The sequence below is a fragment of the Pseudotamlana haliotis genome (assembly GCF_008806375.1).
GTDB lineage: Bacteria > Bacteroidota > Bacteroidia > Flavobacteriales > Flavobacteriaceae > Pseudotamlana > Pseudotamlana haliotis.
This window is the reverse complement of sequence record NZ_WAAT01000028.1, coordinates 104019-117963: the sequence shown is the minus strand read 5'-3', so window position 1 is coordinate 117963 and position 13945 is coordinate 104019. Positions and strand designations below refer to the sequence as shown.

General features: G+C 33.3%; 13 protein-coding genes. 9 read left to right on the top strand and 4 right to left on the bottom strand.

The genetic code is table 11. From position 1 onward, the window contains the following. Positions 1-9 precede the first annotated feature (9 nt). Positions 10-1119 (bottom strand): sensor histidine kinase, encoded by a 1110-nt coding sequence (locus F6U93_RS04620; RefSeq protein WP_150937298.1) that lies wholly within the window; start codon positions 1117-1119, stop codon positions 10-12. A 164-nt stretch (positions 1120-1283) separates the two neighbouring features. Between F6U93_RS04620 and rpsO the strand changes: the two genes are divergently transcribed. Both rpsO and F6U93_RS04610 read left to right on the top strand, forming a co-directional pair. Further along, positions 1284-1553, top strand: coding sequence for a 30S ribosomal protein S15 (rpsO, locus tag F6U93_RS04615; RefSeq protein ID WP_150937296.1), 270 nt, complete (start codon positions 1284-1286; stop codon positions 1551-1553). Between the two features lie 209 nt (positions 1554-1762). Further along, the gene (locus F6U93_RS04610) at positions 1763-4015 is read left to right on the top strand and encodes a polyribonucleotide nucleotidyltransferase (RefSeq protein ID WP_150937294.1); all 2253 of its coding nucleotides are present in this window, start codon (positions 1763-1765) and stop codon (positions 4013-4015) included. 384 nt (positions 4016-4399) lie between these two features. On the opposite strand, the gene F6U93_RS04605 is transcribed toward F6U93_RS04610, so the two are convergent. Then, a complete protein-coding gene (locus tag F6U93_RS04605; RefSeq protein ID WP_150937292.1) occupies positions 4400-5335 on the bottom strand; it encodes a LysR family transcriptional regulator in 936 nt (311 codons plus the stop codon). A 301-nt stretch (positions 5336-5636) separates the two neighbouring features. Between F6U93_RS04605 and F6U93_RS04600 the strand changes: the two genes are divergently transcribed. Next, positions 5637-6602: a sodium-dependent bicarbonate transport family permease gene (locus tag F6U93_RS04600; RefSeq protein ID WP_150937290.1), complete on the top strand. Its 966-nt coding sequence runs from the start codon at positions 5637-5639 to the stop codon at positions 6600-6602. Between the two features lie 19 nt (positions 6603-6621). Further along, positions 6622-6933 (top strand): hypothetical protein, encoded by a 312-nt coding sequence (locus F6U93_RS04595; RefSeq protein WP_150937288.1) that lies wholly within the window; start codon positions 6622-6624, stop codon positions 6931-6933. A 659-nt stretch (positions 6934-7592) separates the two neighbouring features. On the opposite strand, the gene F6U93_RS04590 is transcribed toward F6U93_RS04595, so the two are convergent. Both F6U93_RS04590 and F6U93_RS04585 read right to left on the bottom strand, forming a co-directional pair. Beyond that, positions 7593-8408, bottom strand: coding sequence for a helix-turn-helix transcriptional regulator (locus F6U93_RS04590; protein ID WP_150937286.1), 816 nt, complete (start codon positions 8406-8408; stop codon positions 7593-7595). 1 nt (position 8409) lies between these two features. Continuing rightward, complete coding sequence (locus F6U93_RS04585; protein ID WP_150937285.1) at positions 8410-8787, bottom strand: hypothetical protein; 378 nt, start codon at positions 8785-8787, stop codon at positions 8410-8412. A gap of 224 nt (positions 8788-9011) precedes the next feature. Here F6U93_RS04585 and F6U93_RS04580 point away from each other — a divergent pair, with 224 nt between their 5' ends. From F6U93_RS04580 to F6U93_RS04560, 5 genes are all read left to right on the top strand, one after another. Further along, complete coding sequence (locus F6U93_RS04580; protein ID WP_150937282.1) at positions 9012-10454, top strand: glycosyltransferase; 1443 nt, start codon at positions 9012-9014, stop codon at positions 10452-10454. A gap of 151 nt (positions 10455-10605) precedes the next feature. Then, a complete protein-coding gene (locus tag F6U93_RS04575; RefSeq protein WP_019387909.1) occupies positions 10606-11469 on the top strand; it encodes a sigma-70 family RNA polymerase sigma factor in 864 nt (287 codons plus the stop codon). Positions 11470-11679: 210 nt separating this feature from the next. Beyond that, complete coding sequence (locus F6U93_RS04570; RefSeq protein WP_150937280.1) at positions 11680-12084, top strand: BLUF domain-containing protein; 405 nt, start codon at positions 11680-11682, stop codon at positions 12082-12084. 54 nt (positions 12085-12138) lie between these two features. Then, positions 12139-12801: a ribulose-phosphate 3-epimerase gene (gene rpe, locus F6U93_RS04565; RefSeq protein WP_150937278.1), complete on the top strand. Its 663-nt coding sequence runs from the start codon at positions 12139-12141 to the stop codon at positions 12799-12801. A gap of 185 nt (positions 12802-12986) precedes the next feature. Further along, positions 12987-13925, top strand: a complete 939-nt coding sequence (locus F6U93_RS04560) for an alpha/beta fold hydrolase (RefSeq protein WP_150937276.1) — start codon at positions 12987-12989, stop codon at positions 13923-13925. Positions 13926-13945 lie beyond the last annotated feature (20 nt).

Below are 13945 nucleotides of genomic sequence, written 5' to 3'. Positions count from 1 at the left end.
CAGGTTTTTTTATGCGCTTCTAAAATAAATAGAGAATTCAGTACCCTCTCCTATTTCGCTTTCCACTTTTACGGTTCCTCCTAAAGATTCAATATGATTTTTAGTAATAAACAACCCAATACCTATGGCATCTTTATGGGAATGAAAGGTCTTATACATTTGAAACAACTTATCTCCGTATTTTTCTAACTCAATGCCCTGGCCATTATCAGTAATTTTTAGAACTACAAACCCTTCTTTTCTAAGGGCCTCTAATTTAATTTGAGCCTCCCTCGATTCATGTCTATACTTTATCGCATTGGTTAAAAAATTTAAAATAATACTATCTAAATAAGCCGGAATACCTTTAATAAGTAATTCCTCATCTACTTCATTTATAATTTGGCTACTTGTGTTTTTAGCAAAAGCAGCAACCGTATGAATAGCCTTATCTACATAATCGTATAGATTTAAATGCTTTAGTTCACTTGGATCAACTTGTTTAATTTTTGCAACTTCAGTTAAATGAGATACGGTATCTTCAAGGTTTTCGATAGCATGAGATAAGAGCTCAAAGTTTTCATTGTCTTTCAACCAAGTAAATTCTTCTTCTAAAAATTTTTTAATTGTAGATAAGTTTCCTGAATATGATCTAAGATTATGAGTAATGATATCGGCGAAAGCAGTTAAACGTTCATTCTGCTCACGAACCACACTCAACATAAGTTTTAGCTTGTCTTGATTTCGCTTCCTGTTAGTGATGTCGGAAAATTGCCAAATCATTTGCCCTGGGCTTCCATCGGTATTGGCTATTAAAGACACCGAAATAAGCACCCAAATAAGGGAACCATCTTTATGGAAATAACGTTGTCTCACACGGTAACGCTTAATCTTACCTTGTAATAAACGCTCATATTTAATTTGATGCACTCCCAGGTCCTCTCTAAAAATGATATTTTCTATATTCATGTTAAACAATTCAAGCCTGTTATAGCCAAAAAGTTCACAAACACTATCATTCACCTTTATCCAATCACCATCTAAAGTAAGAATCGCAATACCATTGTAGGTATTATTAAAAATACTTTCCAAGGAATCATAAGTATCTGGGAAATTACTTTGAGAGAATAGAGTTTTCATTTTTTAGTTGGTTGCGATTAAAAAAATTTACTATCTATTTTATTGACAAGGAATTAATTAGTAAAAGTTACGTAAAAAAACTTTCAAACGCAAAAAAGTTAGTATATTTGCCGCTCGAAAGAAAATCTTTCGTGTACATAAAAATCATTTACAATAATATTAGCATGTATTTATCAAAAGAAGAAAAGCAAGAGATGTTTGCTAAACACGGTAACGGAAAAAACGATACTGGGTCAGCAGAAGGACAAATTGCTTTGTTTACACAAAGAATTAACCACTTAACTGAGCACTTAAAAAACAATCGTAAAGATTTTAACACTGAGCGTTCATTAGTAAAATTAGTTGGTAAGCGTAGAGCTTTACTAGATTACTTAACGAAGAAAGATATCTTAAGATATCGTGCCATAGTTAAAGAACTAGGTTTAAGAAAATAATAAAAAGGAGGCTTTAATTAGCCTCTTTTTTTTATCTTAGCTGTTCGTGATTTTAAACTGAATTTTCAATTAAAATCATGAAAAAATACAACTCTAGCGAAGAGATTAAACTACGCATTGAAGAAGCTAATTACAGTTTTTCATTGGTCGACAACAACACTACACACAACAACACAACGACCATTGTTTAATTTAGTATTACAAAATTTATGATTCCACAAGTTTTTAAAGAGGTCATAGACCTAGGTGACGGTAGAGAAATTTCTATTGAAACTGGAAAATTAGCAAAACAGGCACATGGTTCTGTTGTTGTTAAATCGGGAAAATGTATGTTATTATGTACAGTTGTTTCCAATTACAAACAAGCTGATGTTGATTTTTTACCGTTAACAGTAGATTATCGTGAAAAATTTGCAGCTGCAGGACGTTACCCAGGTGGTTTCTTCAAAAGAGAAGCAAGACCTAGTGACGGTGAAGTATTAACTATGCGTTTAGTAGACCGTGTTTTACGTCCGTTATTCCCAAAAGATTACCACTCTGAAACTCAGGTGATGATTCAATTAATGTCTCATGACGAAGATGTTATGCCTGACGCTATGGCTGGATTAGCTGCTTCTGCTGCTATTCAATTATCTGATTTCCCATTTGAATGTGCCATTTCTGAAGCTAGAGTTGGACGTATAAACGGTGAATTTATCATCAACCCAACACGTGCACAATTAGAAGAGTCTGACATCGATATGATGATTGGTGCTTCTGCTGATTCTGTGATGATGGTTGAAGGTGAAATGGATGAGATTTCTGAAGAAGAAATGACTGAGGCTATCAAGTTTGCACACGAAGCGATTAAAGTACAATGTGCGGCTCAAGTAAAATTAGCTGAAGCTTTTGGTAAAAAAGAAGTACGTGAGTACGAGCCAGAACGTGAAGATGCTGATTTAGCACAAAAAATTCACGATTTAGCTTACGATAAAGTTTATGCTGTAGCAAAATCGGCTTCATCTAAGCACGAAAGAGGTGCTGCTTTTGGTGAAATTAAAGAAGAAATTAAAGCGACTTTTTCTGAAGAAGAATTAGAAGACATAGGTGACTTAATTTCTAAATATTACAGTAAAGCTGAAAAAGCAGCTGTTAGAGATTTAACATTAAACGAAGGTTTACGTTTAGACGGTAGAAAAACTGATGAAATTAGACCAATCTGGTGTGAGGTAGATTATTTACCATCAACTCACGGTTCTGCTATCTTTACACGTGGAGAAACTCAAGCTTTAGCTACGGTTACTTTAGGAACATCTAGAGATGCAATCCAAATAGATATGCCATCTTATGAAGGTGAAGAGCGTTTCTATTTACACTATAACTTCCCTCCTTTTTCAACTGGTGAAGCGCGTCCAATTCGTGGAACGTCTCGTCGTGAAGTAGGACACGGAAACTTAGCACAACGTGCTTTAAAGGGTATGGTTCCTGAAGATTGTCCTTACACAGTAAGAGTGGTTTCAGAAATTTTAGAATCTAACGGTTCGTCATCTATGGCAACAGTTTGTTCTGGAACAATGGCCCTTATGGATGCTGGTGTACAATTAACAAAACCTGTTTCTGGTATCGCAATGGGATTAATTTCTGATGCTGAATCTGGAAAATACGCAGTGTTATCTGATATCTTAGGTGATGAAGATCACTTAGGTGATATGGACTTTAAAGTGACTGGTACTGCTGACGGTATTACCGCTTGTCAAATGGACATTAAAGTAAAAGGGTTGTCTTATGAAATCCTTGTAAATGCTTTAAAACAAGCTCGTGAAGGTCGTTTACACATTTTAGGTAAAATTACCGATACGATTTCTGCTCCTAATGCTGATGTAAAAGAGCACTCTCCTAAAATGATCACTAGAAGAATTCCTAATGAATTCATTGGTGCATTAATTGGACCTGGAGGAAAAGTAATTCAAGAACTACAAAAAGAGACAAACACTACAATCGTTATCAATGAAGATCCTGTTACAGAAGAAGGAATCGTTGAAATATTGGGTGTAGGTAATGAAGGTATTGATGCGGTTCAAGCTAAAATAGATTCTTTATTATTTAAACCTGAAGTTGGAAGCGTTTACGAAGTTAAAGTGATTAAAATGCTTGACTTTGGTGCAGTAGTTGAATATACAGATGCTCCAGGAAACGAAGTATTATTACACGTAAGCGAATTAGCATGGGAACGTACTGAAAACGTAAGTGACGTTGTTAATATGGGAGATGTTTTTGATGTGAAGTACTTTGGTGTAGACCCAAGAACTCGTAAAGAAAAAGTTTCTCGTAAAGCCATCTTGCCAAAACCAGAAGGTTATGTAGCAAGACCACCAAGAGATGACAAACGTTCTGGTGGACGTGATAACAGAGGTAGAGATAATCGCGGACGTGATAACCGTCGTGACGATAGAAAACCTAGAAATGATAAAAAAGAAGATTAATTCTTTTTCATTGAAAATTAAAAAGCCTGTTTCAAAATTTGAAACAGGCTTTTTTTAGAACGAAAGAACGACGTAGCATTTAAATTTCAGAACTATAAAAAAGGTGAAATTTGAAGTATAAAATAGGAAGTAATATCGAGATATTTCATTGAATTTATACGAAAAGGTTGCGGTATTTTGAACGACCTAAGCGTTTGATGAATTTTTATTCAAACTGGAAACAAATATTAAGTCGAATTTAGGTTTTGAGTAAATAGCTGTTCAAGTTCTACTTGAAATTAAGTATCCTGGCTCATCGGTTTATTTTTTTAAAAACATTTTTTATTGAAAATAAAAGATACCCTTTATTAACTACAATATCCGTATTGGTGTATCAATCCATTTTTACAGTAAACTATTTGATGTTTCTAACCAACTAAAATGTTTCCTTATTATAGCTTGCTTATTTTCATTGACATGAGTTATTAAGGCTTTGGCTATGGTTGTCATATTCTTCGAACTTAACCATATTAAATTCCAGTTACTCACTATTGGCAATCCCTTAACTGGAATAATTTGCAAATCTCCTATCGCTAAGGCATTCTTGATACCAATAAGTGGCATAATAGAATAGCCCAGTCCAGAAATTACGGCTTGCTTTAAAGCTTCATTTGAGGTCAATTCCATTTTTTTATACGTTGAAATCTTACGAGATTCAATAAATTTTTCCATAGCAAGCCGAGTTGCAGACCCCTGCTCTCTATAAATTAGAGGTAATTTTTGAAATTCTCCTTTTGACAACCACTTTCCTTTATGATTATAATCCTTTCCTCCTACCATGTATAATTCATTTTTCATCAATTCTATCCTGTTAATTTTTAACTTTTTAGGAATAGTGGACACCATTGCAAAATCAACCTCATTGTTTTCTAAAGCCTTAATTACAGAGGCTTTATTAGTAACATCCATAATCAAGTCGACACCTTGATTTTTATCCATAAAATCTGAAATAAAATAAGGCATTACATATTTTGCTGTAGAAACAATAGCTATTCTCAAAGTTCCTGCAAGTTCTCCTTGAAAACTTAAGGCTTTATAGTTTATAGCCTTCACTTCTTCAATGATTTTTTGAGCAGCATGGGCAACTTCTTTTCCAAATTCAGTAATGTAAATCTGGCGTCCAACAACCTCAAACAAGGGAATTTTAAACTGTTCTTGAAATTTTTTTAATTGAATTGAAACCGCTGGCTGTGTAAGATACATCGCCTCCGAAGCCTTAGTAACACTTTGATATTCAAATACATTAAGAAAAACCTCTAACTGATGCAATGTGTAATTCATAAATAATACTTATATATTATATAGTAAATATAAATAAAAATTAATGGATTAAAAAAATCAACTTTGCATCAAAATAATAACATGAAGAAAAAACTATTGCAACCTATTAAAAAACAAAAGACTAGAACTGATACACTAAACCTGGGTCTTTTGATAGCGCTACTTCTATTTTTTACTAGTCTTTCTGTTCTAAACAAAGGCTTATTTGTAAAGGAAATAATGCTTTGTAGCGTAATCACCAGTCTCACCTTAATGCACAAAAACACTATAAACTAATCTAAACACAGAAATTTAATAATATATGGATTTACATTTACTAATTGACAACCTAACAAACCCCGCTTTATTGTTTTTCTTTTTAGGTGTAATAGCTGTCCAATTAAAAAGCGATTTAAAAATACCTGAAAACTCATCAAAATTTATCTCATTGTATTTACTATTAGCCATAGGCTTTAAAGGCGGTCAAGAATTAGCGCATAGTACATTTAACATAGAAATATTATGGGGTTTACTATTTGGTATCTTATTAGCTATCATTGTTCCTATTTACACCTATTTTATATTACGAAAAAAGTTTAGTGTAGAGAATGCTGGGGCAATTGCCGCATCATACGGCTCGGTAAGTGCCGTCACTTTTGTAACTGCTATTTCCTTTTTAGAGTTAGAACAGATTCCATTTAGTGGCCACATGGTGGCAGTTATGGCGCTCATGGAAGCCCCTTCAATTATGGTTGGACTTCTATTGATGATGATTTCTAAAGGAAACAAAGGCAAGTCTAACATACCTCTTAGCAACGTACTACGTCATGCTTTATTCAATGGAAGTGTTCTTCTCATAATTGGCAGTTTAGTGATTGGTTATTTGGCGAATGATGCTCAAGCAGAAGGTATAAAGCCCTTTACTACAGATATTTTTAAAGGCTTTCTTGCCGTTTTCCTCCTAGATATGGGGATTACTAGTGGTACAAAGCTTTCAGAATTCATAAAAAAAGGATGGTTTGCTCTAATATTTGCCATAGTTATACCAATAATAAACGGTAGTTTGGTTGCTATAGTAACTAGTGCGTTTGTTACCGGAACAGGAAACAGGCTTTTATTTGCCATACTAGCAGCTAGTGCTTCCTATATAGCTGTTCCTGCGGCCATGAAAATAGCGGCCCCAAAAGCTAGCCCTAGTTTATACATACCCATGGCCTTAGCAATTACATTCCCTTTTAATATCACCTTAGGAATGCCTTTATACTTATGCTTAATTAATAAATTTTAACTATTTATATTTTAAAATCATGGAAACAACATTAAAATCAAAAAAAGTGAGCCTATTAGACCAACATCTAAAACTTATTGACGGAACCTTTACTTCTTCTGAATCGAACGATATATTAAGTAGAATTTTAGACGTAAAAATAAATTTTCACAAACTTCAAAGACTCTCCAAAACAGAAGGAAATATGAATGATTCCTGTATGTTTGATAGTGATCGAATTACAGAACTAATAAATGCTAAACATGAGGTACAAAAATTTTTAACTGAAGCCAGGTTAAAAGGAAAAAAATTAAAAATTAACAGTTCTGTAAGCATCGGCCTGGAAGAATAAGCTTCTTACTTTAAAAAGTAATTAGCAGCATAATAAAATTTTGTTCTTATACTTAAAACCCCATAAAGTTTGAACTTTATGGGGTTTGTTTTTTTTTAATATTACCATGACAATACCCTTATGAATAAAAATTTAGAAAAATTTTAAAAACAGTATCTTGCAATTAATAATATGATTAACATCATATAAATAAAGGCTATACTTCCAATAAACAAAATTGGCAAGGATTTATGCAGTACACATTTGATTTGTTTTGAACTCATTTTGTAAACGATTTGAGAGCAGAAACAACACAAGAACTTTAGCTCTCATAATTATTTCATTAATACAAATAAAGCTATATATTTAATAAGTTTTATCTTCTACCAGGGGGACAAATAGGAGACATTTAGGTTCGGTGTCTAAATTTTCAATAGAGTACCTAGTAAAAAATCAAATAAACCTAAAAAAAATACTAATTTTTGAAGAATTTTGAAATTACACCAATTATGATTTAAAAGGCGCCCTAAATAATTTGGAATATATTGGATTCATATGAAATACAAAATCAAAGCACCTGCCCGCCGGCAGGCGGGCAGAAGCGCTACGGTTTTATTTTTTATTGAATTATGTGTTTAATAGAAACAAATTATAGGACACATTTTAGGTTATAAATGGTATTATATATTGAAAAGAAATAACCTTAAGGAATCTTCAGGTGCTAAATTTAATTTATGTTTCATACGTTGTATGCCTTTCTTTACAGCAGCTAGTGTAATATTTAGAAAAAAGGCAATCTCAGAGTTATTAAACCCCATTTTTATAAAGGACGCTAATTTTAAATTACTATCTGTAAAACCCGGGTTTAAAACTAATAATCGTTTGTAAAATAAAGGATGTACTTCCTCAAAATGCACTTTAAATAACTGGTATTGATACTCGTCTTTGAGATGTTTTTGAATGCCATCTCTAAGCTTTTCTAACTCACCTCTATTTAGCTTAATATCGTCAATTATTAACTTTTCTAAACGCGTATTAGTTTGCTCCAAAAACTGATTTTTAGTATCTAAAACAAGATAATTGGTACTCAATAGCCTGTTAAGTTCGTTATTTTTTAATTTGTTTTCAATGTCTCTCTGGAACTGCCGCTTTGCCGCATGTAAAATCATAACAGCGTTTTGAGACTTTAAAGAATTTACGACACAAAACACATCGTATTCCAAGGTGGTTTGTAGTAATGTTTCGTTTGAAACAAGAGTTAAAAGTATTATAGGCACCGTTGTTTCTCCGAAAGATTTCAATTTTTCAATAGTGCTCTCAATGTCAGTTGCAAAACCATAATCAACTATGAACACTTCTGTATTTTGAAATGATATATCAGAAAATTCTTGAGTCACCATCAACTCAAAACCAAACTTTTTAAGGTATGCGCTCTCTTCACCTTCGATTTTATCAGACAACAATAAAACCTTAACAATATGTTCTAGATTAGGCATTTTAATCACTTGTTAAATAATCTAAGGCCACATTACTATCTGTAAAGTATTTAATTTTACTCCCTGTATTTGAAGTATAGATTTTAACTAACAAAGCCATAAATCCATTAGACCCAACAATAACTGATCTCTTTATCTTAGGTTGCACCTTTTTGCCTAATACCGCCATCTGCCTTGTCGTACCATGGTTTGTTCTCGCTCCTTTAATTGAAACCATAGCGCGAACAGATTTGTCTGGACGCTCAAGTCCCATAGCTACAGCTAACTCTATTTGATCCAAAATTTCATGATCTGATGACAATCCTGAAAAATCAATATAAATGTATTCGGTATTTAAATGGTGTCTCCATTCAGGTGGGTTTGGTTTTGATGCACTCATTTTCTGTACTTGTGGTATTTCACTTTTAATAAGTGTTTTCAAAGGTAAATAATCGTAGCAAAAACCACAGAATTATTCTACAAATTATTACAAAACACAACTTAAGACAAAAAACATGTCTTTAATCTACTGACCACTTCATGTTATGAAAATGTTAAACTGAACTAAAAAAAATCTAAACCCTACACCCCCTCGTATAATCAACAAACACAAGCTTAAAAACTATGGGAACTAGAACCACATTAAATTCAGTACAAAACGAAATCTCCGAAACAAAAAAGACACCTCCCGTCAACAAAACAGTTGACTCTATAAAAAACCTACTCACAAATAAAACAGGACGCACATGGGGCTTTTTGGTTTTAGTGAGTACCTTTTTATTAATGGCTAATGCTGTTTATCTGTTTTATTTAGTTCAAAGTGATTTCTACGAATTTAATTTACAACAATCTAGCTCAACATTTGGATCTGTCTTTTTAATCTTCTGTACAGGTTTACTTGTTTTTAAGGCTAGTTTTTTTATTTACACCTTATACAAATATTTCTGCTATAAACCTGTTGAATCCGTTTCAGACGACGAACTTCCAACCTGTACAGTTATTGTTCCTGCTTATAATGAGGGCAAACAAGTTTGGGATACCCTTTTAAGTTTAGCTAATAGTGATTTTCCAGATGAAAAACTACAGTTACTTGCCATTGATGATGGTAGTAAAGACGATACTTGGCAATGGATGCTTAAAGCTAAAGAACAGTTAGGTGACCGACTAGAAATTTTTCAACAACCTGAAAACAAAGGAAAACGTCATGCATTATACCGTGGTTTTAATCAAGGTTCAGGTGAAATTTTTGTTACCGTTGATAGTGATTCTATAGTTAACCCAGATACTATAAGACTTTTAGTAAGCCCGTTTGTTAAGAATGAAAAATGTGGTGCTGTTGCAGGAAACATTCGTGTATTAAACAATAAAAAAGCATTACTCCCAAAAATGCTTGACGTGAGTTTTGTTTTAAGTTTTGAGTTTGTACGTTCTGCAGAAAGTACACTTAACTCCGTACTTTGTACTCCTGGAGCCCTAGCTGCCTATAGAGCTTCTACTGTTTTTGCTTGCCTTCCTGAATGGATTAACCAAACGTTTATGGGTAAACCATCAGATATTGGTGAAGACCGTGCCATGACTAACATGATTTTAAAACAAGGAAAGCATGTTTTGTTTCAAAGAAACGCTTATGCTTATACTAATGTGCCTGAGAAATATCAGGGATTATATAAGATGTTTATCAGATGGGGTCGTAGTAACGTTCGTGAAAATATTGAAATGTCTAAATATGTTTTCACAAACTTCAAAAAAGAATCAAAACTTGGAACACGTCTTCTATTCTTAAGTCAGTCTTCAGAAATTATAATGACTTACCCATTCTTAATCTTTATGATGTTTTTCGTAGTAACGCATCCTCTATTATTTATTAGCTCAACCCTTGTTGGTACATTAATACTATCTACATTTTCTATGTTATTTTATGCTAATCGCTATGATGTTTCAGAATCATTTTGGGCATATACTTATAGTATTTTATACACCTTCGCACTATTTTGGATCACACCTTACGCCATTGCTACAGCTAGTAAAAGTGGTTGGTTAACCCGTGAACTAGCAATAAAAAAATAAGAACTATTCTCAAGTAATTAAATAGACCATAATAGGTACTTTATAATAATGTTACAAAAAAGATCCTCTTTTTTGTAACATTATCTTTTTTATATACGTATAACTATTGAATGCCCAATTATTCACAATTAAAATTACAGGAGAACATTAAATGAGACAGCTAAAAATTACGAAGCAGGTAACCAATAGAGAAACCGCTTCGTTAGACAAATATTTACAAGAAATTGGTAAAGTAGATTTAATTACTGCCGATGAGGAAGTTGAATTAGCACAGCGTATTAAAGCGGGAGACCAAATTGCTCTTGAAAAATTAACAAAGGCGAATTTACGTTTCGTAGTATCTGTGGCTAAGCAATACCAAAATCAAGGTTTAACCTTACCAGATTTAATTAATGAAGGTAACTTAGGGTTAATTAAGGCAGCACAACGTTTTGATGAAACACGTGGTTTTAAATTTATATCGTATGCCGTATGGTGGATTCGTCAATCCATTCTTCAAGCTTTAGCTGAACAATCTCGTATTGTACGTTTACCGCTAAACAAAATTGGGTCGATTAACAAAATCAATAAAACCTTTGCCTTTTTAGAACAAAGTCATGAGCGTCCGCCTTCTGCAGAAGAAATCGCAAAAGAATTAGACATGACTATCAACGATGTTAAAGAGTCGATGAAAAACTCTGGCCGTCACGTAAGTATGGATGCCCCATTAGTTGAAGGTGAAGATTCTAACTTATACGATGTATTAAATAGTGGTGAGTCACCAAATCCAGATAAAGAATTATTACACGAATCTTTACGCACTGAAATTGAACGTGCTTTAGAAACGCTTACACCTCGTGAAGCCGATGTTATTCGTTTATACTTTGGTTTAGGAAACCAACACCCAATGACCTTAGAAGAAATTGGAGAAACTTTCGATTTAACCCGTGAACGTGTTAGACAAATTAAAGAAAAAGCGATTAGAAGGCTAAAACATACCTCACGCAGTAAAATTTTAAAGACTTATTTAGGTTAGTAATACATTTAATTTACGACTAAATGACAACAACAAACAGTTACTCATAACTGTTCGTTGTTTGATTGATGAAAGAACCCTCGGCTGATTACCGAGGGTTTATTTTTTAATGAACTATTGATTTGAGATTAAAAAGGAAATAGTTTTTCTAAGTTGATACATTTCAATATTTTTATAGAAAATACCAACCTATCTCACCCATAAAGAACCATGCTAAAAACCATTTGTTATATAAGTGATGCCGCTAGACCCCTTGATTACAACATTAAAGATAATATTTATTTAAAAGCTAAGTCTAACAACACAATAAACAACATTACTGGTGTTCTTGTGTATAAAAACTCTAATTTCCTTCAGGTATTAGAAGGTGAAGAAGAAGTCGTAGATAGCGTCTACAAAAAAATAAGTTCAGACCCTCGACACGATAATCTTTTTAAGGTCATCAACACCAATATTGACGAACGTATTTTTGAAGATTATAACTTTGGTTTTACTATCATTAATGAAAAGGCCGACCTAAAAAACCTTTACGAATACCTCGAATGGCTAAAGTTAGGCCACAACAAAATAGCCAATGAAGTTATTGGGATGGTTGAAAATTTTATTGAAAACTAATCCCCTAACAAACACAAAACCTTTATTTTTGCCGAAATTATAATCAACAATCTCATGAGTTCTAAATTAATTGCTCCATCGGTATTAGCAGCAGATTTTGCTAACCTTCAACGTGATATAGAAATGGTTAATCAAAGTGAAGCCGATTGGTTTCATATTGATATTATGGATGGTGTTTTTGTACCAAACATTTCCTTTGGTATGCCTGTTTTACAAGCCATCTCCAAACATGCTAAAAAAACCATTGATGTGCATTTAATGATTGTCGATCCTGATAGATACATCAAAACTTTTGCAGAACTAGGTAGTGATATTTTAACTGTACACTACGAAGCTTGTACCCACTTACACCGCACGCTACAAGCTATAAAGGCTGAAGGCATGAAAGCTGGTGTGGCACTAAATCCACACACTAATATCAACGTTTTAGAAGACGTAATTAACGATATTGACTTGGTATGTATCATGAGTGTAAACCCTGGCTTTGGCGGGCAAAGTTTCATTGAGAACACCTATAAAAAAGTACAACAACTTAAAGAACTTATTGTGACAAGAGGTGCCAATACACTTATTGAAATAGATGGTGGTGTAACCGATAAAAACGCCAAGCAACTAACAGATGCCGGTGCCGATGTTTTAGTTGCTGGAAGTTACGTGTTTAAAAGCAGTACTCAAATAGAAACTATAAAAGACTTAAAAGCGATTGCTAATTCATAATAGCAAAAAGCCATTTTTTATTAATCAAACCTCTATTGGCTCCATTACGCTAAATCGAGGTTTTTTTATGCCTTTTTAAAGCTATAGGGTTAATTAAATTAAATTTACCACTCGTTTTTTTAGCTATATTAGGTCAATCATATGCCTTTTAGGAAAAGTGCATTTACCATTTGAATTACAAATTAATGAGAAAGTTAATTTTAAAAGTTACCATACTAATTTTATGCTTCGGATGTGCTTCCTCTAAGCAAACGGGGTTTGATGATTATGTTTTTCAGAATAAAAAAGAAAAAAACACCTATATCAACGCTTATAACCAAGCTCTAAACTTATGGCCAGTACCGTATACAGAAGATACCGTAGATACGCCATACGGCCCAGCTCATGTTATTATTTCTGGACCCGAAGACGGCAAACAAATGGTGCTATTACACGGTATGGACGCGAGTTCAACTATGTGGTATCCTAATATAAAAGCCTTATCTGAAAAACACCGCGTATATGCGATTGACTTTTTAATGGAACCTGGAAAGTCAGCCTTAACCAAAAACGCCTTAACTTCTGAAGAAATTATCATTTGGTACAACAGTATTTTTGAACACTACCATTTAAAAAACTTTGATTTAGTGGCAGCCTCTCGTGGCGGTTGGATAGCCACCTTGTTAGCTATTCAACAAAACCAAAACATTAACAAATTGGTACTGCTAAGTCCGGCGCAAACTTTTGAATATGTAGATAATTTGAGACAAACTTCTCAAGCTTTATTTTTAAAACTATTTCCAAGTAAGAAAAAATTTGAGCGCACCTTAGAAACCTTTTCATCACATCCAGAAAAAATTAATTCGATTTATAAAAAACAGTTTTATCTGGCTAATAAATATGCAAAAACCAATACCAGTATGCTGCAGATGAAACCTTTTTCTGACGAAGAATTAAGATCTATTACCATTCCTGTATTGGTTTTAATAGGCGATGCTGATGTTATTAATTCTGAAGAAAGTTTAGAAAAAGCTGATGAATTATTATTTAGAGACAAAACAGAAGTTATTGAGAGTGCAGGGCATTTTCTAAGTATTGACCAATCGGAAGCTGTAAACAAAGCAATCACTACTTTTTTAGAGTAAGGAAAAGCCATGGAAAACTA